33 protein-coding genes are annotated in these 23,742 nt (G+C 42.7%); 15 read left to right on the forward strand and 18 right to left on the reverse strand.

The genetic code is table 11. The features are described from left to right. Positions 1-28: 28 nt before the first annotated feature. From ACMXYU_RS08360 to ACMXYU_RS08370, 3 genes are all read left to right on the forward strand, one after another. On the forward strand, positions 29-856 hold the full coding sequence (locus ACMXYU_RS08360) for an AraC family ligand binding domain-containing protein (RefSeq protein ID WP_415898291.1): 828 nt from the start codon (positions 29-31) through the stop codon (positions 854-856). A gap of 85 nt (positions 857-941) precedes the next feature. Then, complete coding sequence (locus ACMXYU_RS08365) at positions 942-1,649, forward strand: AzlC family ABC transporter permease (protein WP_415898292.1); 708 nt, start codon at positions 942-944, stop codon at positions 1,647-1,649. Continuing rightward, complete coding sequence (locus ACMXYU_RS08370) at positions 1,646-1,954, forward strand: AzlD domain-containing protein (protein ID WP_415898293.1); 309 nt, start codon at positions 1,646-1,648, stop codon at positions 1,952-1,954. Before ACMXYU_RS08365 ends, ACMXYU_RS08370 begins: the two co-directional genes overlap by 4 nt. 2 nt (positions 1,955-1,956) lie before the next feature. Here ACMXYU_RS08370 and ACMXYU_RS08375 read toward each other — a convergent pair whose 3' ends face one another. Then, positions 1,957-2,892 carry a D-hexose-6-phosphate mutarotase gene (locus ACMXYU_RS08375; RefSeq protein ID WP_415898294.1) on the reverse strand — a complete coding sequence of 312 codons (936 nt, stop codon included), beginning with the start codon at positions 2,890-2,892 and terminating at the stop codon, positions 1,957-1,959. A gap of 162 nt (positions 2,893-3,054) precedes the next feature. On the opposite strand from ACMXYU_RS08375, the gene ACMXYU_RS08380 reads away from it, so the two are divergent. Continuing rightward, positions 3,055-3,639: a DNA-J related domain-containing protein gene (locus tag ACMXYU_RS08380; protein ID WP_415898295.1), complete on the forward strand. Its 585-nt coding sequence runs from the start codon at positions 3,055-3,057 to the stop codon at positions 3,637-3,639. Between the two features lies 1 nt (position 3,640). Here ACMXYU_RS08380 and ACMXYU_RS08385 read toward each other — a convergent pair whose 3' ends face one another. From ACMXYU_RS08385 to ACMXYU_RS08435, 11 genes are all read right to left on the reverse strand, one after another. Further along, entirely contained in the window at positions 3,641-4,093 is a 453-nt protein-coding gene (locus tag ACMXYU_RS08385) for a GNAT family N-acetyltransferase (RefSeq protein ID WP_415898296.1), read from the reverse strand. Positions 4,094-4,144: 51 nt separating this feature from the next. Then, positions 4,145-4,354: a cysteine-rich CWC family protein gene (locus ACMXYU_RS08390; protein ID WP_415881284.1), complete on the reverse strand. Its 210-nt coding sequence runs from the start codon at positions 4,352-4,354 to the stop codon at positions 4,145-4,147. 117 nt (positions 4,355-4,471) lie between these two features. Next, positions 4,472-4,699, reverse strand: a complete 228-nt coding sequence (locus ACMXYU_RS08395) for a hypothetical protein (RefSeq protein WP_415898297.1) — start codon at positions 4,697-4,699, stop codon at positions 4,472-4,474. Positions 4,700-4,751: 52 nt separating this feature from the next. Then, entirely contained in the window at positions 4,752-5,168 is a 417-nt protein-coding gene (locus ACMXYU_RS08400) for a hypothetical protein (protein WP_415898298.1), read from the reverse strand. Positions 5,169-5,259: 91 nt separating this feature from the next. Next, positions 5,260-5,526, reverse strand: coding sequence for a hypothetical protein (locus tag ACMXYU_RS08405; RefSeq protein ID WP_415888040.1), 267 nt, complete (start codon positions 5,524-5,526; stop codon positions 5,260-5,262). Between the two features lie 73 nt (positions 5,527-5,599). Continuing rightward, positions 5,600-6,121, reverse strand: a complete 522-nt coding sequence (locus tag ACMXYU_RS08410; protein ID WP_415888039.1) for a hypothetical protein — start codon at positions 6,119-6,121, stop codon at positions 5,600-5,602. Between the two features lie 80 nt (positions 6,122-6,201). Beyond that, entirely contained in the window at positions 6,202-6,816 is a 615-nt protein-coding gene (locus tag ACMXYU_RS08415) for a hypothetical protein (protein WP_415898299.1), read from the reverse strand. Positions 6,817-6,920: 104 nt separating this feature from the next. Further along, positions 6,921-7,349 (reverse strand): hypothetical protein, encoded by a 429-nt coding sequence (locus tag ACMXYU_RS08420; RefSeq protein ID WP_415898300.1) that lies wholly within the window; start codon positions 7,347-7,349, stop codon positions 6,921-6,923. 86 nt (positions 7,350-7,435) lie between these two features. Beyond that, the gene (locus ACMXYU_RS08425) at positions 7,436-7,807 is read right to left on the reverse strand and encodes a hypothetical protein (protein WP_415898302.1); all 372 of its coding nucleotides are present in this window, start codon (positions 7,805-7,807) and stop codon (positions 7,436-7,438) included. 271 nt (positions 7,808-8,078) lie between these two features. Continuing rightward, on the reverse strand, positions 8,079-9,314 hold the full coding sequence (locus tag ACMXYU_RS08430) for a DEAD/DEAH box helicase (RefSeq protein WP_415898303.1): 1,236 nt from the start codon (positions 9,312-9,314) through the stop codon (positions 8,079-8,081). Between the two features lie 2 nt (positions 9,315-9,316). Then, positions 9,317-10,402 (reverse strand): site-2 protease family protein, encoded by a 1,086-nt coding sequence (locus ACMXYU_RS08435; protein WP_415898304.1) that lies wholly within the window; start codon positions 10,400-10,402, stop codon positions 9,317-9,319. A 122-nt stretch (positions 10,403-10,524) separates the two neighbouring features. Between ACMXYU_RS08435 and arfA the strand changes: the two genes are divergently transcribed. Further along, positions 10,525-10,719 (forward strand): alternative ribosome rescue factor ArfA, encoded by a 195-nt coding sequence (arfA, locus tag ACMXYU_RS08440; protein ID WP_415881292.1) that lies wholly within the window; start codon positions 10,525-10,527, stop codon positions 10,717-10,719. Positions 10,720-10,758: 39 nt separating this feature from the next. Here arfA and ACMXYU_RS08445 read toward each other — a convergent pair whose 3' ends face one another. Further along, positions 10,759-11,145 carry a hypothetical protein gene (locus ACMXYU_RS08445; protein WP_415888034.1) on the reverse strand — a complete coding sequence of 129 codons (387 nt, stop codon included), beginning with the start codon at positions 11,143-11,145 and terminating at the stop codon, positions 10,759-10,761. 87 nt (positions 11,146-11,232) lie between these two features. Beyond that, positions 11,233-11,598, reverse strand: coding sequence for a hemerythrin family protein (locus ACMXYU_RS08450; protein ID WP_415888033.1), 366 nt, complete (start codon positions 11,596-11,598; stop codon positions 11,233-11,235). 227 nt (positions 11,599-11,825) lie between these two features. Here ACMXYU_RS08450 and ACMXYU_RS08455 point away from each other — a divergent pair, with 227 nt between their 5' ends. The 3 genes from ACMXYU_RS08455 to ACMXYU_RS08465 are packed head-to-tail and all read left to right on the forward strand — an operon-like array spanning position 11,826 to position 15,614. Further along, positions 11,826-13,163, forward strand: a complete 1,338-nt coding sequence (locus ACMXYU_RS08455) for a vWA domain-containing protein (RefSeq protein WP_415888032.1) — start codon at positions 11,826-11,828, stop codon at positions 13,161-13,163. A 25-nt stretch (positions 13,164-13,188) separates the two neighbouring features. After that, positions 13,189-14,925 (forward strand): sensor histidine kinase, encoded by a 1,737-nt coding sequence (locus ACMXYU_RS08460; protein WP_415898305.1) that lies wholly within the window; start codon positions 13,189-13,191, stop codon positions 14,923-14,925. Continuing rightward, positions 14,922-15,614 (forward strand): response regulator transcription factor, encoded by a 693-nt coding sequence (locus ACMXYU_RS08465; protein ID WP_415898306.1) that lies wholly within the window; start codon positions 14,922-14,924, stop codon positions 15,612-15,614. The genes ACMXYU_RS08460 and ACMXYU_RS08465 overlap by 4 nt, the downstream gene beginning before the upstream one ends. 9 nt (positions 15,615-15,623) lie before the next feature. On the opposite strand, the gene ACMXYU_RS08470 is transcribed toward ACMXYU_RS08465, so the two are convergent. Beyond that, a complete protein-coding gene (locus ACMXYU_RS08470; protein WP_415888029.1) occupies positions 15,624-16,031 on the reverse strand; it encodes a GNAT family N-acetyltransferase in 408 nt (135 codons plus the stop codon). Positions 16,032-16,295: 264 nt separating this feature from the next. Between ACMXYU_RS08470 and ACMXYU_RS08475 the strand changes: the two genes are divergently transcribed. The 4 genes from ACMXYU_RS08475 (at position 16,296) to ACMXYU_RS08490 (ending at position 19,346) form a co-directional block, all read left to right on the forward strand. Continuing rightward, entirely contained in the window at positions 16,296-17,069 is a 774-nt protein-coding gene (locus ACMXYU_RS08475) for an ABC transporter ATP-binding protein (RefSeq protein ID WP_415888028.1), read from the forward strand. 43 nt (positions 17,070-17,112) lie between these two features. Beyond that, positions 17,113-17,862 carry an ABC transporter substrate-binding protein gene (locus tag ACMXYU_RS08480; protein WP_415881302.1) on the forward strand — a complete coding sequence of 250 codons (750 nt, stop codon included), beginning with the start codon at positions 17,113-17,115 and terminating at the stop codon, positions 17,860-17,862. A 69-nt stretch (positions 17,863-17,931) separates the two neighbouring features. Continuing rightward, positions 17,932-18,624: an ABC transporter permease gene (locus ACMXYU_RS08485; RefSeq protein ID WP_415881303.1), complete on the forward strand. Its 693-nt coding sequence runs from the start codon at positions 17,932-17,934 to the stop codon at positions 18,622-18,624. Next, positions 18,621-19,346, forward strand: a complete 726-nt coding sequence (locus ACMXYU_RS08490; protein WP_415881304.1) for an ABC transporter permease — start codon at positions 18,621-18,623, stop codon at positions 19,344-19,346. Before ACMXYU_RS08485 ends, ACMXYU_RS08490 begins: the two co-directional genes overlap by 4 nt. Here the strand turns inward: ACMXYU_RS08490 and ACMXYU_RS08495 are convergent. After that, entirely contained in the window at positions 19,343-19,990 is a 648-nt protein-coding gene (locus ACMXYU_RS08495) for a LysE/ArgO family amino acid transporter (RefSeq protein WP_415898307.1), read from the reverse strand. The two genes, ACMXYU_RS08490 and ACMXYU_RS08495, sit on opposite strands and share 4 nt — an antisense overlap. Before the next feature lie 86 nt (positions 19,991-20,076). On the opposite strand from ACMXYU_RS08495, the gene ACMXYU_RS08500 reads away from it, so the two are divergent. Then, positions 20,077-20,976, forward strand: coding sequence for a LysR family transcriptional regulator ArgP (locus ACMXYU_RS08500; RefSeq protein WP_415898308.1), 900 nt, complete (start codon positions 20,077-20,079; stop codon positions 20,974-20,976). 123 nt (positions 20,977-21,099) lie between these two features. Beyond that, positions 21,100-22,308: a GGDEF domain-containing protein gene (locus tag ACMXYU_RS08505; RefSeq protein WP_415898309.1), complete on the forward strand. Its 1,209-nt coding sequence runs from the start codon at positions 21,100-21,102 to the stop codon at positions 22,306-22,308. 12 nt (positions 22,309-22,320) lie between these two features. On the opposite strand, the gene ACMXYU_RS08510 is transcribed toward ACMXYU_RS08505, so the two are convergent. Both ACMXYU_RS08510 and moaE read right to left on the reverse strand, forming a co-directional pair. Next, complete coding sequence (locus ACMXYU_RS08510) at positions 22,321-22,629, reverse strand: NIPSNAP family protein (protein WP_415898310.1); 309 nt, start codon at positions 22,627-22,629, stop codon at positions 22,321-22,323. A gap of 26 nt (positions 22,630-22,655) precedes the next feature. Then, the gene (gene moaE, locus ACMXYU_RS08515) at positions 22,656-23,114 is read right to left on the reverse strand and encodes a molybdopterin synthase catalytic subunit MoaE (RefSeq protein WP_415881308.1); all 459 of its coding nucleotides are present in this window, start codon (positions 23,112-23,114) and stop codon (positions 22,656-22,658) included. A gap of 168 nt (positions 23,115-23,282) precedes the next feature. On the opposite strand from moaE, the gene ACMXYU_RS08520 reads away from it, so the two are divergent. Beyond that, positions 23,283-23,732 (forward strand): NUDIX hydrolase, encoded by a 450-nt coding sequence (locus tag ACMXYU_RS08520; RefSeq protein WP_415881309.1) that lies wholly within the window; start codon positions 23,283-23,285, stop codon positions 23,730-23,732. The last annotated feature ends 10 nt before the right edge of the window (positions 23,733-23,742 follow it).

A 23,742-nucleotide genomic window follows, 5' to 3' on the forward strand; every position in this document is an offset into this window, starting at 1 on the left:
GGAATACGGTTTGCGCTAGAATGTAGCCATGAGCAAAAAAGAGATCGCTAACTACCATATAGAAGATGAACTCGGCGGATTAGAGATGCTAGAAGCGTCCTATGAGCGCCAAAATTTTTCTAGGCATAGCCATGAGGGCTATACTGTAGGCGTTATTGAGGAAGGTGCTCAGCGCTTCCTAAGAAATGGTGCAAACCACGTTGCACCGCAAGACAGTATCATCCTAGTTAATCATGACGAAGTCCACGATGGTCACTCCGCAGCTGAAGGTGGCTGGTCTTATAAAGCGATCTACCCACTACCTGATCAATTAGCCAGCATTGCTAAAGAAGCGGGCCTGAATATCAGCGGCTCCGTCTATTTCTCGGAACCTGTCGTTAAAGACCCAGAACTCGCAGGCTTGTTTCGACTAGCCCTATATCATTTACAACACTCTGATAACCGCTTGCTACGTGAGACACTGCTTTACAGCGCATTACTAAAGTTGATGCAGCGTCATGGTAAATGCAGCACAGAGATACCTGAACAGGCTGATGCTAAATCGCGAGTCGCTTTGGTAAAAAACTACCTCGATGATCACCCTCAAGCTGATGTGTCTTTAGAAGATCTAGCCAAACTTGCGGGCATCAGTGCTTTTCATCTAGTGCGACAGTTCCAAAAGTTCTACGGACTCCCTCCTCATGCTTATCAAATACAATCCCGTGTACGGCTTAGTAAACGTTTTATAGCTCAAGGCGACACACTATTAGATGCTGCTTTAAAAGCAGGATTTCACGATCAGAGCCATCTTAACCGTCATTTCAAACGCACTATCGGTGTAACGCCGGGTCAATATGCTCGGCAGATAAGAAGCTAGCATCACAAACACTCAGCAATCCCGTACAAGACTCACAATCACTGAATATTTATCTTTATCGCTCAACATAAGAAAGAGCGTGAAAGTGAATAGTCAGGTAAAAATTCCATTAAACCCTAAGCAGTCTTTCCTTAAAGGCATGGTTGCGATGTTGCCCCTTATTGTCGCTGTGCTGCCTTGGGGCATATTAGTCGGCGCATACGGGATCGAATCAGGTCTAACCGCTTGGCAAACTCAGGCCATGTCACTGTTTGTATTTGCGGGCACTTCACAGTTGGTTGCTATAGGTATGCTACAAGCCGGCGCATCTATGTTCAGCATACTCGTGACCACATTGCTGATTACCTCACGACATCTGCTGTATAGCATGGCAATGCGACAGCATATCCAGGCACTACCCCTTAAATGGCGCAGTTCGCTTGGCTTCCTGTTAACCGACGAACTCTTCGTAAATGGCACGCAAGATAACGGTATATTTAATCGTTGGTATGCATTGGGTGGCGGCTTAAGTTTCTATATCGCCTGGAATGTTGCGACGCTGCTAGGGATCGTCGCTGGCGCTGCTTTGCCCAATCTAACTACCCTTGGATTGGACTTCGCGGTTGTCGCTACCTTTATCGCCATACTCATCCCGATGATTAAAAACCACTCATATCTGGTCTGTGTAGGTGTGTCTCTGTTGGTATCAGTGTACTGCGAAGCTCATGAGGTCCAAGCGGGCTTATTGATCTCAATTATTTTGGGGATGTTAAGTGGTTATTTCTTTAAGTGCGCAGTGGGGGCATTAAAATGAATGATTGGCTATTGTTCGGGCTTATGGCGATCATTGTATTCGCAAGTCGCTATCTATTTTTAGAACCACGCTTACCGCTGAAGCTAAATGATAAAGCACTAGAACTGCTGAGCTATTCAGCCCCTGCTGTACTAGCCGCCGTGATAGGCCCATTAGTGTTTTTACAGGAAGGAGAGCTAACAACGAGCTTGGACAGCCCGTATATCATAGGCGCACTGGCTGCCATCGTGTTGATGCTTTTAACTAAAAACACTTTGATGACAGCCGTACTGAGTATGGGTGTGTTCTTCGTCTGTAATCTGTAGGGTTACAGACGAACAGAGCGGATCGAAACTTTGCTAATTGAATCACTCCCGGGCGCTAGTTCAACCGCATTATCGAGAACAGAAGCATTTTCTAAGCAGACCATATTCTCATAGTCATTATCAGCAAAATGGCTTAACCGTTTGCTTTTATCGATCCAAGGGTTCCAAACCACCATATCAGGGAGGTTATCGGCGCTCATAAGGATCTGACGGCGCATCTGCTTATCTTTGATAGCAACCTGAGCTGGAATATTTGGGTAGATACGGTCCGTTTCAGCCGAGATACCAATGGCAGAGTTAGATTGCTTAACCTGCCAATCCTCCAGCGTATCTATGTACTCAACAGCTTCCAATCCTTCGATAGCAGTCTCACTGACATGACCAATCTGAAGATAACTGTGCAAAGCACTGGTATAACTAAAGGCATCCGAACCTAAGTTTTTAACTTTGAGCTCTAAATCTAACTCGACACCTACAGTAACCATCAAACGAAGAACAGCAGGATAAGGCCAGAGTTCTGTTGGTAAAACCTGGAGCTGTAGCGTTAATCGTGTGGTTTCACTATCGATCAGATCGATAGCCAATAGCTCCCAATCCTCTGATCGTACAAAGCCATGAGCAGGCGCCTCTGAGAGGTTAACTTGGTCTTTAACTTGATCTGGATTTCTGGATAGATCCCCAAACCATGGCCAGCAGATAGGTACTCCACCGCGCAGAGACTTACCGGCTTTAAAATCGTTTTCTTGGCTCAGCCATAAAATAGGCTGCTCCCCTATTCGGCTGTACTCAGCAACTTGCGCCCCTTGCAAAAAAACAGTGGCAGAGGCTGCTTCGTTTTTTACTGAGATGGCAATAAGCTGCTTATGAATCTCAATAGTAATGCCTTTTAAAGCACCATACTTTGCGTACAGCGCTTGAACTTGATCTGCCAGATTCATAATTTTTGTTATTCCTGGTTACTAAACTGCAAGGCAGTATTTTACGCTTACCAATACTTGGGTAAAAGCCAATCGTGCGTTTTAATGCATGAAATATTCTCGACTGGTAATCCTCATCCTACGCCGATAAGCTGAGTGGATCATCAGCAAAACTACTGAATTATGCATCGCAACCCACTAGTAACTCCTATAGAAGAGATCCTTAGACAGTCCGAAAGCAGCTTAAGTGAATATGAGTTGTTAAAAGCTCTAGATCTCAACGCTGATGATTTTGGTGAAGATGCACCATCAGGTAGTGACTTGGCCCTGTTTAGACAGCATTTCCTGATTATGAATGCGCTCTATACCCTACAATCCAAATTTTGGGATCAAGGGTTAACGCTGACTATCTCTGCATTAGAGATCAGCTTTATCAAAACCGAAAACAGCAATCAAAACGAATTGTTACTAAAGTCAGATCAAGCAGTCAGAGAGTACTATCTGGATTGGGATGAGTTCACATCAAGTAACGAAGAATCGGTTAACAAACTACTCGATAGTTTTTGGACCCGTTATTTTAATCAAGATCACTATCAGAATGCTCTTGATGTTTTAGGTCTAACTGAAGACAGCGATTATCAGTCGGTCAAAACACAATACCGAAAATTAGCTTCAGAACATCATCCAGACAAAGGTGGCTGCAAGGTAAAATTTAATGAGATAAGAGAGGCTTATGAAGTTATTATTAGCGTTACAAACAAGACCTAACTTATTGATTAATCAATATTTCCATAGATTGATAAACCAAACCTGACAACTCTCCCACATCCCCTGCAAGCTTAAAACCATATTTCTGATAAGCAGGGACAGAAGGTAATGAAGCGCTGACAGTTACGGTTTCTGATCTCGCATATTTCAATACAGCTGTAAGTAATCTCCGACCAATCCCGCCTTTTTGCTGACTAGGCGTAACAAATAACATCGCTATATGGCGGCCTTCCTTTAGCTCTACCACACCTAAGATTTCACCGTTATTATCTTCTGCGACGAGCATACGATTAACTGCTTTCATCCTCTCGGCAAAAGCATTTGGGGAAGCGATTGCAGTAAAAGTAGCGATCCCTTCATCAGACAATGAACCAGCAACCGAGTCAGAAAAAGCATCTAAACAGACACGACTAACACCCTCGATATCGCCCTCTTTCATCTCTCTAATGATCATCTTTTTCCTAAATATTTCTAAAAGAAACCTATCAATCTGAAGGACTCTGTTTTATTTATCTGAATCGGGAATATTGTCCCAACTTTCTTTAAACTCATTTAGACACTTACAGCACAAACACTCATCCCACCTCTCAGCCAGATAACCCGCCTGCTCCCTTGTTAGATAGATCTCACTGCAATCACAGATAAAATAGCTGCCGACTTTGCACTCAAACAATGAGCCACACTTCGGGCAAGTTGCTTGTTCATGTTGAGGCATACATAAACCCTAATCACTAACGTTGATGTTTAACGGTTGGTATAGGGATTATAAGCGAAGAATAAATCTGTTTACGGGACGGATATTTAAGTTTTCAACTAGAAACGTTATAAGGCCTTATAGCGAATAAAGAACGTAAGCCGAAATGCACCATATAACAGCCCCGACTAAACGCTCTACCGCATCGCCATAGCGAACCTGCTTATTCCAATGCGGGGGATACACCGCTTTTATAGAATACCGGCCTGTAGCTGACAGGCTCATATCTAACAGTACCCCGCCCTCAATAGCGAGTCTTAAAAGAAGACCGAGGCCTTTGATTACAGCTTCTAGAATTTCTAGCATTTATGTTTATTGTTCATAGCAGCCTTACAGAATGAGTCAGTTGGCGTTTTTATTATGCATTTCCGACTCTCGGTTGATGATGCAGAAACAACACCAAATTCTTTACTGAGGTAACTTTGTCAAAATATGGATTTTTCTCAGGGCTATCAGTATTAATTCCCAAGCGCTCTGCTACAGCCAAATAAATATCATCAAGATCATCAGGGTCCATATTATAGGTACTATCAAACGTATCTTCGGTTTCGATGGGGAAAGGCTTACCGTTGTACTTTCCAAGCCAGAGATGAAGTTCATTCCAAACTTCCCTCATAATTTTAGTATCGACATTTCTGTAGTCGAAAGATCTCGCATATTTGCAGATATCCGCTTCCCCACGTTCAATGGATGACCGTTTCATCCTGAAATGTTCTAAGGCACTCAGGATTAACATAAGGATTATTATTGCTCCAATGATGTATAAATCTTCCATATGCTTACCTATTTATAACGCCGCCATAAAGGGCGGAGCGCATGCGACGTCCAGCCCGTAGGGCGATTTTTGATGGCCTTGTTATAGGGCATTACTGGAAACACCTTTTTATAAAATACCCACATACCCATGCAAGACCGAAAAATAAAAAAGCGAACGCAGCTATTCCGGCACTTGCACCAAGCAGCTGCAAAGTAATTTCTTTTTCTGTAGAAACTAAACCACTTACAACTGCCCACACAATACTAAGACCAAATATGCTGAACAGAATGAAACCTATCAGCATTGAAAAGAACACTAAAGGCTTCTGTAGCCTTTTGAATTGAATGCCTAATAGGATTGCTTCGATTAGTCCCATTGCTAGATCTTTATTGCCTTATAACGCCTAAAGCTAACGCGCAGAATGCGTCGGATGCCTTTGATTGTTAGGTTTATATTATTGCTAAGGCCACATAGAACAACACAATGTCTAGAGCTAGACCTATCCATCTTATGAATGTATTACCTTTGACAGCTGTAGCTATATAACTTTCTAAATATGTGGTTTTACCTAAACAAAACCTCTTAACTTCTAAAGCAGCAAAAATACCAATAAATGCTGATACCAAAGAATTTCCATCGAGGCTTCCTAGTTGATAAGTTCGAATGGCTATTGCAACGATTGCCACATGAATTACAACGTAAAAGAAAATAGTACCCAGCATTCGAGCTTCTGGGTTTTCCCCCATGGAAATATCAGTTGCCAAAGCAAGTGCTTTACCTTGTTTAGTTCTGGGTGCTAATACTTCATCTGACTGATCATCAAATGCCACCCCTTCTCGAACAGCTCTTTTCCGTTCAGCGATTTCAATTGAATTAAGCTCTGCTGAAGATGAACATTTAGAACAAAAATTATATTCACCAATATTCACAGTATCGCAAACTGCACACTTCCAATTGTAATCTGCACTCATGCTAAACCTAACGCTTGTGGCACGGGCAACCGCGCAGCGGTTGTCCAAGCCAGCTTTGCTGGCGTATGTGCCCACCCTTGTTATATACCAACATTATTCAGCAACTCGTTGATTGTGCTGTCAATTTTAGAGTTTAAGGTAGTGATAATTTCTTCCTTCTTATCAGTTGGGAGAGAGTCCCAGCTTTCAGCCAGATCATCAAAAGCAAGTTGCTCCAAGTTCTGAAGGTAGAATGCATTTCCTTTGCTTTCCCCGTGTAGGTATGGAGAAATATTTAGAGCTACGTAGACGATCGGTGAAGCCTTTTTACCCAGAAAAGACCTTTGGTTTACACCAAAACCATAAGTTCCCGGTATTTGGTAAACCTCTCTAGGGATTATTTTAATCAATAAATCTACTTTAGATTTATTGTCTTCATCATCTTGTTCGAATGTAGTGACATTGAAGCCTCTAGATTCCAGCCTTTTAGTAACGATTTCAGTCACTTTATTGTGGAAAGAAGAGTCAGTAATAGAAGCGTATTCATTGTTAAATACAGTTGTACCTATGACATTGAATGTTGGTTCTTTTGGAAAATTATTTACTACACCTGCCGTTTTTGCAGACTCAAGTTGAGTCTTAGTAAGCGGTGCAGAACAAGCAGTACAAAGTAAAAGTAAGGTAGTGATAGAAATTAGTTTAAATTTCCCTATCATTTTAAAACTCCTAATTAGTTGGTATATAACGCTTGTGGCACGGGCAACCGCGCAGCGGTTGTCCTAGCCAGCTTTGCTGGCGTATGTGCCCACCCTTGTTACATTTACCCAATGCCTAAGCTCGATATGACAGCTGCAATGAGTAAAACCACTAATAATGCCATTGCATACATTGCTATAAATTGGAAAGCTATGGCACTAACACCTAAAGCGGCGGCTCCTCCGGCAACACGAGTTGGTTCTTTTTGAACTAGTGATAAAACTGCAAATATCACAGCAAGCCCACCGAATAGGGCTGTTACAACATCAGCAATTTTATCTGCGTCCCAATGTGCTGTTGCGCTCTCACTAGCAGGCTCTTTACCCGCTAATGCATCAAGAGCAGCCGACCTAATAGATGCAGCCTTTTGGGCAACAACAGTTTCAAGGGTGGGTTGTGCTGAAAAAGGACCAGCCCAAAAGTGCACTAACGCAAGCAGTAGAGCGAACGCCCCAACTACGATACCGAACATTCCATATTTTGAATTCTTCATCTTACTTTCCTAGTAGATGTAACGCTCAAAGCAGCCGCGCAGTATGTGTCGGATGCCTTTGCTTGTTATGTTTTGAAAGTATCTAATCATTTAGCTGCTTTTATCGCTATTTCCGCTACTCGTACCCGCCAAAATGTTTCGGCAGCTTCGCCAATAGAGGCCTGCATATTTGATTTATTTGTACAAAATAAACGAATGCTATTAAGGGAATCGTCAATATCTGAAGAATCAAGACCAACTAGATGATCTTTCAATACGCTATTAACAGCTGTCATATACCCCGTTAGCCAAACCTTTAATACGAACTCAAAATTTTCTTTATCAAAGTTTTGATTTGCTTCGTCACAATTAGTAACACCCATTCCAAAAGCCATGTACTGCGGCTCTTCCACACTTTCATTAGCCAGTACGGGCAAAGAAACTAAGGTTGCTATGATAAGACTGAGGTAAAGCTTCATTAAACTAAGTCTCGGTAAGGACATTTAAAAACATAACAGCTAAATATATGTCAGATTGACGTGTTTAAACGCGTCAATTTGACATATATCTCCGAGAAAAGATATTAAGAGTGGGCTGTAATAACTTGATTTGCATAAGCTTTCCTTGCTTAGAGGGTTTGCGCCTTTGTGAAAAAGCGCCAATTTGACGTATTATCCTTTCATAAGTCGCAAAGGGATAAAAGACTGTTTTTATATACAGTCAAAATAAAGTGCGCTTTCTATTTTCTTATCACTTTTTTAAAGCACGTTTTTTCGCGCGCCTTTTCTGTGCTGCCTTAGTGTTGTTCCGAGTAATTTCTATTTCGCGAGTCAGATCCGGCTCAAAGCCTTGTAGCCATTGTTGTGGCAAACGGGTATCTAACAAGACCTCAATCTCTTCCAATAGATGATTCTGCTCTTCTATTAGTAAAGAGATAGCAACGCCCTTGTTACCTGCTCTGCCAGTTCTTCCAATACGGTGAATATAATCAGCTGCTTTATATGGCATCTCGTAATTGATTACGGCTGGTAGACTGTCGATATCGATGCCTCGTGCCGCTACATCTGTCGCAACAAGCACTTTAAGCTGCCCCTGCTTGAACTGTTCTAAAGCCTCTTCCCGCAACTTTTGTGATCGATCAGCATGGATGGCATCGGCAGAAATATTGGCTTGTTTCAAAACCTCTACTAGCTTGTCTGCGCCCTGCTTTGTATTACAAAAGACAATCACTTGTGACCAATCATGCTTGTCGACTAAGTGACTGACAATCGCTGATTTACGATCAGGGTCGCAGTTATAAACGATCTGATCGACATCAGCCGCAGAGGAATTACGCTGATCTACTTCGATACGCTCGGGCTTAACTAATAAATTTTTACTAAAACGATAGATTGAATCACTTAAGGTCGCTGAGAAAAGTAGTACCTGCCGCGGCTGTACATCACGCTTAGGCAACTTACTTAAAACCGCTTTTATCTCATCTTTGAAGCCCATATCTAACATACGGTCAGCTTCATCAAATACCAGGTGAGTGACTTGTCTTAGATTTACGGCTTTCTTTTTATGTAGATCCAATAATCGACCGGGTGTAGCCACCAGCACATCGATCCCTTTCTTAATTTGATCCACTTGCGGACCAATGCCCACACCGCCATAAACTACAGCTGATCTAAACCCAGTTCCTTTGGCATATTTCTTAAAGCTGTTATTTACCTGCTGTGCTAACTCCCTTGTTGGCGCTAGCACTAAAGCTTTGAGCATTATATTTTGATCACTACTAAATTCAGGGTCGGTCAGAATGGATTGCAAGATGGGCAACGCAAAGGCTGCTGTCTTACCGGTACCAGTTTGCGCACCGACAAGAAGATCTTTACCAGACAGAATGACAGGTATCGCTTCAGCTTGAACAGGGGTGGCTTCGCTATAACCTGCGGTATTAATGGCTGCGATTAAACTGTCGCACAAAGGCAAAGTGTCAAACTTCATAATCAACTTCCAAGAATTTGTAATGGCAGAGCAAGTGCACTGTTACCTTGTTGACCTAAGATCCAGATCACCCAACATAAACCACCCACAGTAGCGAAGTACCATAGGGCTGATACTACCTGTCCATAGCGAGCCAATGGCAATAACTGACTACTGTGACGGTGTTTCCATTCGAGCACAATCTCGATACTACCCACAGCCAGCAAGAAGCCTAGCAGCGCCATGCCAAAGTAATAGCTAATCACGACACCCGCTACAGCACCGATTACGCAGATCACTAGACCAAAAACCGAGTTAACCGAAAAAGCGATACTTTTTAGGACGTGGCCCCCATCTAACGGTAATACCGGCAGCAAATTAAATAGATTGAGCAAGGCATTGAAGGCAGCAATACCCGCCAAGATCTCAATATCCGTCAACCAATATAGAACCAGAGCAACTAAAGATAGGAATAAGCCAAATACCGGCCCCATGATGGAGATATAGACATCTTGCCAACGGGTATTAATCCGATCATCTGATAATGCTAAGCCACCCAAAAAAGGTACCAGATAAATTCCCTTTGTCTTTAAGCCAAAACGCTTCATAGCACGCACATGGCCATATTCATGAAAAACCAAACAAAGGATAAGTGCTAACGCGAATTCAAAGGAGAATAACCAGCTATACGCTGCCAAACTTCCTGCAGCAAACAGTACTTTGATGACCTTAGCGCTTTTAAACAGCTTAAGGCCTAAAGAAGCCATACCCAGTATGCTGATCTTATTCGGCTGTTTTACGACATTCTCAACCACTTGGGTTTCGATATCTTTCTCGACTAGCTCACCACTTCCAAGCTTCTGATCTTCAACTGCTAGTTCATATTCAAGATTGAAGGGTTGCCATGTCAGTGACAAAGTCAAAACGCACTCGATCTCTTCACCTGATCCAGTCATCAGGGCGAAACGGTGCTCTGTACTCTCAGCAGGATCTGCACTCGCCGGTATTTGAGACACCAACTGGTTATCCCAATACAGGGCCTGCCATCCAGACATTGAGCCCTCAAGACGTAAAATTTTGCCTAGACAATCGATGCGTAACAGCTGCACAGTAATTCCTGCTGATTATGAAGTAAGTGTTTATCAAATAAGCGGCGCATTATAGCCAATCAGCGGTATAATGCAGCTTCTGCAATTGGAGAACATCGAATTACATTAACAAGGACACAGGTATGAAAACGAAAACAACCGTATCCTCAACCCATGTGGTGGATACAGGTAGAGGAAAGATTAAACAAAATCACTTAGCAGCATTAGTCACTTCAAAGGTTTTTAAATCCCAAGTAGTCAAAGCTAAAAAAGGTAAAGGTGCTTATAAACGTAAAGACAAACACAAAGGACGAGAGTCCTATTTAATAGCGGCGTAAACACGACTTACGTTCTTATTAAATAGGGCTTTTAACTGATTACTTCCAGCGCTTCACCTCTCCATGATCGAAGACGTTACCTGACTGAACCTTACAGTAATTGATGAAAATATTACTGAAAGAGACCCCGCTACGTTTTGAGATTGAGAAAGCAACCGATTCCATCATAGCTTCCACACACTCCATTTTATGAAAGCTAGGTGCATGTATATCGACCAGGATCGGGTGACTACCACTTTGAGGTTGACTTGCAGGCATCAAACCAGCAACTGCATATTGACGAGAAGGAATGAATTCCCAAGTTACCGTTATATGCTCAATACTGATTTCTGCAGCGCGAGAAAGGTCCGACGTTATCCCTTTAATCATATCTGGGATATCGCATTCATCTTCAAAAGGTAAAGATTTAATACAAATTAATGGCATTTCTTACTCTCACAGAAATTAGTGAAGATCTGAACTTAAAACAAGCTAACACTTAACACAAGACCTTAACATCTTATTTATTAAAGCTTATTTCCGACCAGATTCCATAATGTAAAGTTCAAGTTTTTTATCAACACCGAAGATATGGCGTTTCAACCATTCTGTTAGAAAATCAGATAGCATCTCTCTTAGTTGACTATCATAAGTATGATGATCATCTAACATCTTTTTTAATTCAGCACGAAATTTATTATGTGCTTGAAGGTGTGCACCAAAATCAGGGTAATTAAGTGCCTCCATATAAGCTTCTTCTAAGCAGAAATGGTGGTCAGCATAATCATGCAGCCGAGCAAAAGTAGATACATCTACTTGGTCAGCTTTGATTTCGTCAATTAAGTCGAACAGGACTTGGTGTTGCTGGTCTTGCCAAATAAGTTCACTGGTGAGCGTCATCGGATGCCCCTGTTTATATTTATTTTTCTTACAGCGTAACTTCCATTATGTAATAAGTATAAACAGGAGAAACTGATCTGTATCAGATATCGACTAAACGGTTTGTAACAAACAGCTTGCGAGGTTTTTACAAATCTTTTACAACTTCTATAAATCTATCTGACTTTCTATAGGCGGAACTGACCTAAATTTGCAGCATGTGATTAAGGTTAATAAGGACGAACATCATGAAAGCGCACCGCCTACCCAAAATTCTGCTAGCAACACTTTTGACTGTTGCTGGCCCCCTACTCAGTCAATCCGCTACCGCAAAACAGGTTGATCTTAATATCAATCTAGCAACGCCTGTGATGACGGCTGAACAAAACCACAACGCATTTATCAAAATCTCTTTAGAAGGGATTAAACAAGAAAGTCAGCAACAACGTGTAGCTGCCAATATTGCGATTGTTCTGGATAAGTCCGGTTCAATGCAGGGCGAAAAACTGTATCGCGCAAAAGAAGCTGCAATCATGGCAATCAATCGCCTAAATCAGAACGATATTGTTTCTGTTGTGAGTTACGACAACCGCGTTAATGTTGTTGTACCGGCTACAAAGGTTAGCGATAGCAACAGTATTGCTCGCGCTATCAATCAGATCCAAGCCCACGGTAACACCGCGTTATTTGCCGGTGTCAGCAAAGGCGCACAAGAACTCCGCAAGTTTCTAGATCTAAACAAAGTTAACCGTGTCATTTTACTTTCCGATGGTTTAGCCAACGTAGGCCCAAGCACACCGAATGAGTTGGGTAAGCTAGGGCTTTCTTTAGCTAGAGAAGGCATGAGCGTAACAACTATAGGTCTTGGCCTTGGCTATAACGAAGACTTAATGACTCAGTTGGCGGGCTTTAGCGATGGTAACCACGTCTTTGTTGAGAACGCTGATGACCTAGCACGTGTATTCCAATACGAATTTGGTGATGTCTTGTCGGTGGTTGCTCAAGGTGTTGATATCCAGATCCGTTGCTTAAACGGTGTAAAACCTTTACGCATCATCGGCCGTGAAGCTGAGATCGAAGGCGACATGGTTAAAACGCGCCTTAATCAGCTATATAGCGAGCAAGAGAAGTTTATTATCCTCGAGGTAGAAGTACCGTCTCAACAGGATAAGAGCAGCATCAACTTAGTCGATGTCGATGTAAACTACTTAGATCTTCTAAACAAACGAAAAGAAGCTCTTTCTAGCTCAGTTGCAGCAAACTTTACTCGTTCTGAACAAGAAGCTAAGGATGCGATCGATACACGTACTTATGAAGCCGCAGCAGAACAGGTAGCGAACGAACTAAACCGTGAAGCAGTACAAAAACGTGACCAAGGTGATATTGAGGGCGCTAAATCTATATTGCAACAAAGCGCTGATTACCTAGATAACTTAGGCACCTCTCTAGCCTCCCCTAAACTGTTAGAGCAGAAAGCAGAAGCGCTACAAGACGCGGAAGAGCTTGATGATGAACAGGAATGGGGTAAAAAACGTAAAGAGCTTAAAGAACGTCAATATAAACGCGCTAAACAGCAAAGCTACTAACCGTTTAGCTAACTGAGAATCTATTGTGAACAAGACGATCCTACTGCTAATCAGTCTAATTTTAATCCCTGTCGTCATACTAGGTTGGTTAGCGGCTCGTCTGGAAACAAACCAACAAGCCCTTCTCTCTCATCAAATCGAAGGGCTGGTTGAAATAAAACTCGAAGAGATCGATAAACAGTTCCAGAATCATTTCCAAAGCTTAGAACAAGCACTCAATGCTGAATCCCAATTGCTACTTCAAAGCAAAGATACCCAATACCCAGAAACAACGCTTAAGACCCTGAGCCAGTCGAGCCCCTATATAGAACAGGTATTTGTGATCTCCGCTGAAGGCACAACACTGTTTCCATCAGAATCATCCAAGAACCCAAATGAAATTGCGTTTTTACAATCAACTAAACGCCTACGTTCATCACCCGACATATTCCAAATTCAAAATAAAGCGCCTGAGCAGATAAATCTTGCGGCTAGCCCTTATAGCGCTCAACTTAAACCTTCTCCTGAATCAAAACGGATAGAACTGGCAGCTCCGAGCCGTCTAGCTTCAAATTTAGCGGCAGATAGCGTCGTCGAGATTGCTATTACCTCAGCAGAACCTTTAGCCTCCACGCCTTCCATATCTTTTATCGATTCGGGTTGGATTGCTTGGTTTAATAACAGTCAGCTGCAACATATCTATTGGCGTAAAGATTCAGAGGGTGCGCTATTAGGCTTTTCTATTAACAGTGCTCGATTACTGTCAGATCTAATCAACTCTCTGCCTAGCAGTAATGAGCAAGATAACAGCAATCAAGCGATTGCCTTGATCAATAGTCGCGGTGAAGTGCATTACGAATGGGGCGATTCCACAATCGAGACTCAGCAGCTCAATCCATTGGATAGCCTACCGCTGAGCCACCCTCTAGGTAGCTGGAAATTAGAGTATTACTCCCCTAACCTTGCCAAACCAACTTCAAATTGGGTCGAGAAACTCTCTATTGTCTCACTCACGCTGTCTGGATTATTGATCCTTGCTTGGCTGATCTATAGAGAACATACACGCACAACCCGTCTAGCCGAGCAAAGAGTAAACTTTGTTAACCAAGTCTCCCACGAGCTAAAAACACCCCTGACTAATGTTCGAATGTATGCAGAGATGCTTGAGCGAAAGCTTGATGACAAAGATAGCAAAGCTCAGCGCTACCTATCTGTGATTAATAGTGAAAGTCAGCGTCTTTCACGCTTAATAGAAAACGTACTGACCTTCTCAAAGCTTGGTAAAGAACCAAAGCCCCTGCACCTACAACCCGGGACATTAAAAGAGTGTGTTGAACATACAGTCGATGTGTTTATGCCCTCTTTAACTCAACATGGTCTGTCTGTTGAATTAGATCTGCAATGCGATAAACAAGTCATGTTAGATCAGAACTGTATTGAGCAGATTCTAAATAACCTACTAAGCAATTGTGAAAAGTATGCACCACAAACAGGTGCCATACAGATCCGCTGCTACAGCGATAGTCAGCAAAGTTATATAGAGGTTGAAGATGCCGGTGAAGGGATCTCTGAATCCCTTTGGGAGAGCGTTTTCTCTCCTTTCTACCGCATCAGTAATAAATTAAGTGACGGTGTATCTGGCACAGGTATTGGTCTTAGTATTGCCAGAGAGATGGCTAGAAAACATGGTGGTGATCTGGTCATTATTCCTAGCAAACTAGGAACCTGTTTTCGTCTAGAGCTACATACACCTGATAGTCACCACAGGGAGTCCAAACAATGAAAATTCTGATCGCTGAAGATGATCTAAATATTAGGCTTGGGCTTTGTGATCTATTAGAAGATGAAGGTTACACCTGCATTGAAGCATCTAATGGGGCTGATGCGCTAGTGCTGTTTGCTCAACATCATCCAGATCTGGTTTTACTCGACATTATGATGCCGGAATTAGACGGTTATGCCGCCTGCAGAAAGATCCGACAGCTGGATGAACAAGTCCCTGTGATCTTTATTACCGCCAAATCTGAGGAGATTGATCAGGTGCTTGGCTTAGAGCTAGGCGCGGACGATTACATCAAAAAGCCCTTTGGCACTCGAGAAGTGATCGCGCGTATTAGAGCCGTGATACGCCGCTGCTCACCGAAAGATAGATCGCCAACCCAAACCGCGAATAATCAATTCGAGCTGGCTGATCTCGTAGTTTACCCTGAGCAAATGCGCGCTGAACGCGATGGAAATAAGATTGAGCTAACCCTGCGTGATATAAAAATACTTGAGCTTCTTTATCAAGAACAAGGCAAGGTCGTAACAAGAGATATGCTGTTTGATTTCTGCTGGGGCCGAAACTACCTTCCAAGCAGCCGGACGCTAGACCAACACATTTCCAAGCTAAGAAAACTGATTGAAGTAGATCCCAAACAACCGCAGATAATCACTACCGTCCATGGTATTGGCTATCGCTATGATGGCTAAGAATGACGCTTAGTGCTCCTTTCCCTCATAGATCCACATAGATGACGTTTCCCCTGCCTTCTCAAACCCTAAGGACTTATAAAACCTAATCGCATTACCATCAGCGGTTAACATCTGCTGGTGGAAGCCTTTATAACGTTTTTTCATCGCCTGCATAATTTTGCTACCGATGCCGCAACGGTGGAAATCTGGGTCCACCAGCATGTGCGGATAATAAACGACGAGATGCCCATCTGAGATTGCATTGGCTAAACCAACTAGCCTGCCATCGATCCGAGCAGTAATTAAACTATGTGAATTTCTTAGTGCTGCTAAAAGCGCTTTTGGCTTTTCTGCAGACGACCACTCATTAGCCTTATACAGAGCAACAACCTCATCCTCCAGGATTACATCTGTACAATTTATATCCACAATCATCAAATTTCCTTAAATTTTTTGCCTAAAATTAGTTTAGTGGAATTACCTGTCTTTGGCAGATTGATCAGCAATGAATCCCGTTAAAACGGCTCAAACAGTAGAATCCACTAATACACCACAAGCCCCGTATTTAAAGGGCTACAGACATGTATAGATTAACAAATTTATTCATGATCATTTGATCAATCTGCCATTGCGAACACTATCTGATTTTGCTGTAATTCGCCGCTTTCGTTTAAAAAGGTACACTGGAGTACCGGTTTTATGGCTGACGCAAAGCTCGCTCTGGAAATACAAGACCTTCATAAAAGCTATGGATCTTTGGAGGTTATTAAAGGCATCTCACTACAAGCTGAAGTTGGCGATGTGATCTCAATTTTGGGGTCTAGCGGCTCAGGTAAAAGTACCTTCTTACGTTGCCTTAACCTACTTGAATCCCCTTCCGCTGGAAGCATCAGTTTTGCATCTGAGCCATTAAAGCTTAAGCAAACCAAAGATGAAGGCTTGCAAACAGCGGATCAAAAGCAGTTAGAACGAATCCGTACATCGATTGGTTTTGTATTTCAAAACTTCAATCTATGGCCGCATATGACCGTGATCGAAAATATCATGGAAGCCCCAATTCATGTCCTTAAACAAGATAAGCAAACTGCTAGAGATAAAGCAGAAACCTATCTTAAAAAAGTGGGCTTATACGACAAACGAGATAGCTACCCTAACCAGCTATCCGGTGGCCAACAGCAACGCATCGCTATAGCACGCGCATTGGCGATGGAACCCCAAGTTTTACTCTTTGACGAACCAACCTCTGCACTTGATCCAGAACTTGTCGCAGAAGTGCTAAATGTTATGCGAGATCTCGCAGCTGAAGGACGCACGATGTTGATCGTCACCCATGAGATGCGTTTTGCCCGTGAAGTATCCAGCAAAATTGTATTTCTACACGAAGGCCAAATTGAGGAGATGGGCACACCTGATGAGGTGTTCACCAATCCTAAATCTGAACGCTGCAAAGCATTTTTAAGCAGTCATTTCTAATCCAGCCTGCAACTAACAATAAATATTCCGCGAGGATCATAAGATGGGATTTAAGAAATTAATTACAACAACAGCACTTGTTGTCTCTACTCTGGCAGCTCCTGCCTTTGCTGGCGATAAAATCCGTATCGCTACAGAAGGTGCATACGCGCCCTTCAACACAATCAATGCTGATGGCGAACTAGCAGGTTTTGATGTAGATATTGCTAAAGCACTTTGTGAAGAGATGAAAGCTGACTGCAAAATCGTAGCTCAAGATTGGGACGGCATCATTCCTGGCTTAAAAGCACGTAAGTACGATGCAATCATTGCCAGCCTTTCAATCACACCAGAGCGTCAACGTGTTGTAGCGTTTACTGATCACTACTACTCAAACTCTCTTGGTTTTGTCAGCGGTAAAGATGGCGATTTCGATCCAAACGCCCTAAAAGGCAAAACCATTGGCGCACAACGTGCCACGATTGCAGGCCAGCACCTCGAAGATAACTATTCCGACAAAGCTTCAGTCAAACTATATGACACTCAAGGTAACGCTTATCTAGATCTAGCGAGCGGCCGTTTGGATGCGATTCTTTCTGACAAACTACCTGCTTACGATTGGTTACAAACTGAAGAAGGTAAAAACTTCGAATTTCGTGGCGATAAGATCGATGTTAACGACAAGATCGCTATTGCTGTCCGTAAACGCGATGGTGAATTGAAAGAGAAGTTCAACCAAGCATTAAAAGCGATTATCGAGAACGGGACTTACGAAAAGATTAACGCTAAGTACTTCCCATTCTCTATCTACTAAGCTTAAACACTGAAAACTAGGGAAAAGCAGGATAAAACCTGCTTTTCCTGTTTCATCAGGTATATCTATATGGATCTTCAGGGCTTTGGGCACCTCTTAATCAGTGGCGCTTGGATAACCGTTCAATTAGCTATTTGCAGCTTAGTCATTGGCCTCGTTTTCGGGGTTTTAGGTGCAAGCGCAAAGCTATCTAAATACAAAGTTGCTAACGCTATTGGTAATGGTTACACCCTGTTTATACGGGGCATGCCTGAGTTACTACTCGTCCTGACAATCTATTTTGGTTCATCTGCCGTTTTGATGGCGATCGCCAGCTTGTTTGGTTATGACGAATATATAGAGCTAAGTCCATTTGTTGCCGGCGTAATCGCACTAAGTATCGCCTTTGGTGCATATGCCACTGAAGTCTTCCGTAGTGCACTTCAAGAAATACCCAAGGGCCAAAAAGAAGCAGCTATTGCTCTTGGTATGACGGGTTTCCAAACCTTTCGACGCATCACCTTGCCACAAGTTTGGCGCTTAGCTTTACCCGGTTTAGGCAACCTATTCTTAGTTCTTTTAAAAGATACAGCACTGGTTTCTGTTATAGGTCTTAACGAACTTATGCGCCAAACCACCGTTGCCGTTGGAAATACCAAAGAGCCTTTTACTTTCTACTTAGCCGCAGCAGTGGTTTATCTCCTCATGACTTCAATCTCAATGATCGGCTTACATTACCTAGAGCGAAAAGCTAATCGCGGTTATAAAGGAGCACGCGCATGAGTTGGGAATGGGATGTCATTTTTGAAAACTACCCTCGCCTATTAGAAGGCGCTCTACTGACCCTTGAGCTTGTCCTCTTTTCTGGATTTATCGGTCTAATGCTTGCCGTGCCATTGGCATTGATGCGTATCTCTAAGCGCCCTTGGCTACAAGCCTTTCCTCTGGCTTACATCTTCTTTTTCCGTGGCACGCCACTGTTGATACAGATCTTCTTGGTGTACTACGGCGCTTCTCAGTTTGAATTCATTAAGAACTCTGCGCTTTGGCCTATTCTTAAAGAACCGTACTGGTGTGCCATCATCACCTTTGCGCTCCATACTGCGGCTTATATCGCTGAGATACTCCGCGGTGCTATTCAATCTATCCCTAAAGGCGAGATTGAAGCCGCTAAAGCCTTAGGTATGAGCTACCCACTTATGCTGCGTCGTATCATCCTACCTCGCGCATTTGGCATTATGATGCCTGCCTATGGCAACGAAGTAATCCTAATGCTTAAAGGCAGCGCTCTAGCCAGCACAATTACACTACTCGATCTAACGGGTATGGCTCGCACAATCATCGCTAGAACTTATACGCCGCTCGAAATATTCTTTGCAGCCGGTGTTATCTATCTAATTATCAGTGCCCTTTTGGTGTTTTTATTCCGTTATATGGAAAAACGCTTTAATCGCCACCAGCACTGGCCAAATGAAAAGCCAAAAGATTTAGACCCTCAGCATTAACCCGAATGACTAAACATGATGGGCCAGAGCAGCGTTACCGCGATGGCCCACATGGTTACCCAAATGACCAAATCCATAATCTGCCATGCTCTTGGGTTATTGAATATAGGCTGACATACCTTCGCTCCAGCGACCAGCAGCCAAAACCAAAAGCATGAAAACCCCATCGCGCCGATAGCAAACCATACTCTCTCAGGCTCTGGGTATTGCCCACCTATACTCCCTAAAAGCACAACAGTATCCAAATACACATGGGGATTGAGCAGTGTAATCGCCAAAGTAACGATCAAGGCTTTACCTAAACCACTCAAAGCTATTTCATTTTCTTTCATGACTTGTGGCTTTAAAGCTTTGCGCAGGGACTGAGCGCCATATACAAACAGAAATACAGCCCCGCCGATCTGAGCCGCGAACATCCAGTTCTCTGATTGCGCAATTAGTATACCCATACCTGCGACGCCAACAGCGATCAAAATCATATCGATCAGGGCGCACAAAGCTGCTATCGGCCAGTGAAACTGACGACGCAAACCTTGAGTAAAAACAAAGGTGTTTTGGCTTCCCATCGCCACAATTAGGCCCGCACTTGTAGCTAAGCCCTTTAACAATGCTGCCAAAGCCGCGCCTGTGAAAATGGATACCATACTGCCCCCTGAATAATGGCAGGCATAGTGCTAAAATCTGACCAGACAGTAAAACTAATAATTCTAATGATTGATAAGTTTTTCTAATGATCGATTACAAACAGCTCCAAGCACTTGCAGCCATTCTCGAAGAAGGAAATTTTGATAAGGCCGCAGAGAAGCTCAATATCTCTCAATCAGCGGTATCCCAGCGCTTAAAACAGCTAGAGGACAGCGTTGGACAAACGCTGATAATCAGAAATACACCAATACAAGCGACAACGGCTGGGCAGCTGTTACTGAAGCATTACCACCAAGTATCTCTGCTACAAGCAGAACTACAGGAACAGATCTCACTTGAGCAATCGGATGGTTTTACGAAAATTTCTATTGGCTTAAACGCAGATAGCTTGGCAACTTGGTTTTTAGACGCGGTTAAACCACTGCTTGATGACGAAAAAATCCTTCTAGATCTAAAACTGGATGATCAAGATCAGACTCATCACTTTCTTAAAACAGGTCAAGTGATCGGGTGCATCAGTTCTAATCCAAAACAAATGCAAGGCTGCAGTTGTATTCCACTTGGCACAATGATCTATCGCTGCCTTGCTAGCCCTACTTACATCAATAAATATTTTCCAGACGGTATAAAAGCGGAAGGCTTTTACAATGCCCCTGTTGCTGAATTTAATAATAAGGACGAACTTCAAAATAGATATCTAAAGGACAATTTTAAGATTGGTCCCAACGAATATCCGAAACACCGTATTCCGTCGACTGAATCGTTTTTCAATATCATTATTCGCGGCCACGCATGCGGCATGGTTCCCGATCAGCAAAGTAAAGAGATCCAGGCTTCTGGAAAAGTAGTTGATATGACCCCAGGAAGGTTTATCGAAGTCCCGCTTTATTGGCATATCTGGAGTCTTAAATCAGGACTATTCCAGAGATTAACGCAGAGGCTAAGAAAGCAAGCTGAAGTCGATCTTTTACCTCTAACTAACTGATTAAAAACAACAAGCCCTTACAAAAGTTAAAAGTTATTTATGCTTTCAGGTTCAGAATAGGCTTAAATAGGCAACGCTGATATTTTAACCGATGCCCACTTTTAATGTTGGATATAAAAATCAATGAAATTCTCTGAAAACCATAAGAAAAAAAACAGACTGATTTTTTTACTTGCTTCAGTAATTGCGATCTTAATTCTTGTTAACGGTGCATTTTCCTACTGGCAAATGAATCAGGTAAAAGCTGAATTTTATGAAGTCGCCAATAAAGACCTACCACTTGTAGCGGAATTATTACCTCTGATTGATCGTCAGTTTGAACAAACATTACTGATCGAAAAGCTTCACCAGTTAGAGCCAATTCATCGCAGCAAAGTAGTTCCTATACTTCAAAACAGTTTTATTAGAACAGGCGACCGTTTCTCCCAAACAACTGAAAAATTGCAATCGATGTTAAAGCCGATGCTACATTCACCTCGGGAGATTACGCGCCTTAAGATGTCTAAAATTGACCATCTTCTAGAGCAGATCATTACAGAGCATGAGCAGTACCAGAATCAAGTTTTACAGATGATCTCCCATAATGCAGAAAGCCTAGAGGCGTACCCGCCTGAGCTCATAACTCTTTTGACTGAAGAGGAAAAAGACCTAACTGAAGAGTTGATTTCGCTACGAGATGAACTTCAAAGATTTACTCAGAATTCTGCGCACGCAGTTGAAAGGCATGAAGCACAGATAATAAAAGGTGTAGTGATATTTACACTTTTCGTTTTCTCTCTCGGCACCATCATGTTGATGCTGATTAGCCAAATTATGAAAAGCCGTGAAAAAGCGATCGAAAAAATCAGTTACTTCGCCAATTATGACCCTCTAACCGATCTATTTAATCGACGCCATTTCTTTGAAGAATTAAATCAAGCACTATCCCAAGCTCAAGAACAAGATGCCCCATTGAGCCTTTGTGTATGCGACCTGGACCACTTCAAACAGGTAAACGACACTTTAGGCCATATCGCCGGAGACAAGATACTAACAACCTTCGCGGATACATTACGTGCGAACATCAGAAAGGATGATTTCGTTGGTCGGTTTGGTGGGGACGAATTTGTTATCTGCTTCCCTAACACAACGTCTGATGAGGCTGCAGAAATTACAGAACGCATTAGAAAGCGTTTTGAAGAAGCCGATACGCTTAAGTCATCGGTAACATCGACATTCGGTATTGCACAACTTACTCAACAGACGTCCACAGACGATATGTTGCTCGAAAAAGCAGACCAAGAGCTTTACAAAGCCAAGGAAAATGGACGCAACTGCGTGCACTGGTCTTAACCGGTGCACGAATCAGTTTCCAAAAACAGGCTTAAAGAAGCTTCGCTCATAACTCTGAATGCATTTTGTTTGCTTGGCGTAATCAAATGCAGCCATGCATTCAGAGTCTTTAAAGGAGTCTATCCGGTATTGTTCATAAGCTGCGAGACTAGGAAAGCTGAACAACGCTAGTGCAATGTTGTTAGCACCTTCAGACGGAAGGAAATAGCCATGATGCTGTCCACCGAACTTGTTAACCAGTGGAATCCATAGCTTTGCATAGTGCTCGAATTCGGCAACTTTGTCCGAATCGATTACATAGCGCAAGTAACAAGTTACCATCCGCGTATCCCCTTTCTTCTAAGTAATTACCAAGAATCAGCAGCTTTTAGATCGCTCTCTTTTTGCTCTACCCAATGCTCGCCTTCATTGGAGATCTCTTTCTTCCAGAAAGGTGCATCTTTCTTTAGGTAGTCCATGATGAATTGAGCCGCTTCAAATGCATTTACGCGATGGGCGCTACCCACACCGACAAAAACGATATTTTCGTTGAGGTCTAAACGGCCAACACGATGATAAATTACAATGTTGCCGAGCTCCCAGCGTTCACGTGCCTGCGTAGCAATCTTCTCAAGCGCTTTCTCGGTCATACCTGGATAATGCTCTAGAAAAAGCGCATCAAGCTGATTGTCAGCTATCTCTAATTCGCGAACGATTCCAGTAAAAGTGACTATGGCCCCACTAGTCGCATCATCAGCTCTAACACTTTCTGACAGTGCGCCAATATCAAAATTGTCTGTAGCGACAATCACTTGAGTTGTTGCCATGGTAATTCCTCTCTAAATTGATATTGAAATCATACCACCAAAAGCTATTAAAGAAGCAATGCTCAATAGGCTTATAACCTATTAAAAACACTGGTTTGATGGTATTGTGTCGAACTAATTTTTGAGTCATCTATCCAATAAATATTGGAGTAATTACCGAGGAATATGATGGATTGGCATCCACACGCAACAGTTGCTGTCATCGTAGAAATGGAAGGCAAGTTCCTTTTGGTAGAAGAAAGATCTTCAGGTGAAATAGTTTTCAATCAGCCTGCGGGTCATATTGAAGAAGGCGAAACCTTTATAGAAGCCGCTTGCAGAGAAACATTAGAAGAGTCTGCATGGCACGTAAGCCCTAAATATTTAACGGGGTTTTACGTCTATAAATCCGGCAACAACAATACAACTTACCATCGCGCTTGTTTCTATGCAGAAGCAATCAAGCACGAACCAGAGCGTGAACTCGATGAAGGCATCATTCGCGCGGTCTGGATGACACGCGACGAGATTGTCGCTCATACGGACAAACTTCGCAGCCCAATGGTTTTGAAATGTATTGATGATTACCTAGCTGGTAAGCAATACCCTTTAGATCTGATACACGAATATAGCAATTAACTGAATAAAC

The organism is Neptuniibacter sp. QD48_11, from assembly GCF_047778095.1.
Lineage (GTDB): Bacteria > Pseudomonadota > Gammaproteobacteria > Pseudomonadales > Balneatricaceae > Neptuniibacter.

Bases quoted from the DNA above. Each gene is read 5' to 3' on its own strand.
- ACMXYU_RS08470 (WP_415888029.1), bottom strand. From the start codon at position 16,031: ATGATTGTGGATATAAATTGTACAGATGTAATCCTGGAGGATGAGGTT.
- ACMXYU_RS08400 (WP_415898298.1), bottom strand. From the start codon at position 5,168: ATGGAAGATTTATACATCATTGGAGCAATAATAATCCTTATGTTAATC.
- ACMXYU_RS08395 (WP_415898297.1), bottom strand. From the start codon at position 4,699: ATGCTAGAAATTCTAGAAGCTGTAATCAAAGGCCTCGGTCTTCTTTTA.
- ACMXYU_RS08405 (WP_415888040.1), bottom strand. From the start codon at position 5,526: ATGGGACTAATCGAAGCAATCCTATTAGGCATTCAATTCAAAAGGCTA.
- ACMXYU_RS08410 (WP_415888039.1), bottom strand. From the start codon at position 6,121: ATGAGTGCAGATTACAATTGGAAGTGTGCAGTTTGCGATACTGTGAAT.
- ACMXYU_RS08415 (WP_415898299.1), bottom strand. From the start codon at position 6,816: ATGATAGGGAAATTTAAACTAATTTCTATCACTACCTTACTTTTACTT.
- ACMXYU_RS08510 (WP_415898310.1), bottom strand. From the start codon at position 22,629: ATGGTAACTTGTTACTTGCGCTATGTAATCGATTCGGACAAAGTTGCC.
- ACMXYU_RS08505 (WP_415898309.1), top strand. From the start codon at position 21,100: ATGAAATTCTCTGAAAACCATAAGAAAAAAAACAGACTGATTTTTTTA.
- moaE (WP_415881308.1), bottom strand. From the start codon at position 23,114: ATGGCAACAACTCAAGTGATTGTCGCTACAGACAATTTTGATATTGGC.
- ACMXYU_RS08500 (WP_415898308.1), top strand. From the start codon at position 20,077: ATGATCGATTACAAACAGCTCCAAGCACTTGCAGCCATTCTCGAAGAA.
- arfA (WP_415881292.1), top strand. From the start codon at position 10,525: ATGAAAACGAAAACAACCGTATCCTCAACCCATGTGGTGGATACAGGT.
- ACMXYU_RS08375 (WP_415898294.1), bottom strand. From the start codon at position 2,892: ATGAATCTGGCAGATCAAGTTCAAGCGCTGTACGCAAAGTATGGTGCT.
- ACMXYU_RS08430 (WP_415898303.1), bottom strand. From the start codon at position 9,314: ATGAAGTTTGACACTTTGCCTTTGTGCGACAGTTTAATCGCAGCCATT.
- ACMXYU_RS08380 (WP_415898295.1), top strand. From the start codon at position 3,055: ATGCATCGCAACCCACTAGTAACTCCTATAGAAGAGATCCTTAGACAG.
- ACMXYU_RS08390 (WP_415881284.1), bottom strand. From the start codon at position 4,354: ATGCCTCAACATGAACAAGCAACTTGCCCGAAGTGTGGCTCATTGTTT.
- ACMXYU_RS08455 (WP_415888032.1), top strand. From the start codon at position 11,826: ATGAAAGCGCACCGCCTACCCAAAATTCTGCTAGCAACACTTTTGACT.
- ACMXYU_RS08420 (WP_415898300.1), bottom strand. From the start codon at position 7,349: ATGAAGAATTCAAAATATGGAATGTTCGGTATCGTAGTTGGGGCGTTC.
- ACMXYU_RS08475 (WP_415888028.1), top strand. From the start codon at position 16,296: ATGGCTGACGCAAAGCTCGCTCTGGAAATACAAGACCTTCATAAAAGC.
- ACMXYU_RS08465 (WP_415898306.1), top strand. From the start codon at position 14,922: ATGAAAATTCTGATCGCTGAAGATGATCTAAATATTAGGCTTGGGCTT.
- ACMXYU_RS08450 (WP_415888033.1), bottom strand. From the start codon at position 11,598: ATGACGCTCACCAGTGAACTTATTTGGCAAGACCAGCAACACCAAGTC.
- ACMXYU_RS08485 (WP_415881303.1), top strand. From the start codon at position 17,932: ATGGATCTTCAGGGCTTTGGGCACCTCTTAATCAGTGGCGCTTGGATA.
- ACMXYU_RS08425 (WP_415898302.1), bottom strand. From the start codon at position 7,807: ATGAAGCTTTACCTCAGTCTTATCATAGCAACCTTAGTTTCTTTGCCC.
- ACMXYU_RS08495 (WP_415898307.1), bottom strand. From the start codon at position 19,990: ATGGTATCCATTTTCACAGGCGCGGCTTTGGCAGCATTGTTAAAGGGC.
- ACMXYU_RS08370 (WP_415898293.1), top strand. From the start codon at position 1,646: ATGAATGATTGGCTATTGTTCGGGCTTATGGCGATCATTGTATTCGCA.
- ACMXYU_RS08490 (WP_415881304.1), top strand. From the start codon at position 18,621: ATGAGTTGGGAATGGGATGTCATTTTTGAAAACTACCCTCGCCTATTA.
- ACMXYU_RS08385 (WP_415898296.1), bottom strand. From the start codon at position 4,093: ATGATCATTAGAGAGATGAAAGAGGGCGATATCGAGGGTGTTAGTCGT.
- ACMXYU_RS08360 (WP_415898291.1), top strand. From the start codon at position 29: ATGAGCAAAAAAGAGATCGCTAACTACCATATAGAAGATGAACTCGGC.
- ACMXYU_RS08520 (WP_415881309.1), top strand. From the start codon at position 23,283: ATGGATTGGCATCCACACGCAACAGTTGCTGTCATCGTAGAAATGGAA.
- ACMXYU_RS08480 (WP_415881302.1), top strand. From the start codon at position 17,113: ATGGGATTTAAGAAATTAATTACAACAACAGCACTTGTTGTCTCTACT.
- ACMXYU_RS08445 (WP_415888034.1), bottom strand. From the start codon at position 11,145: ATGCCATTAATTTGTATTAAATCTTTACCTTTTGAAGATGAATGCGAT.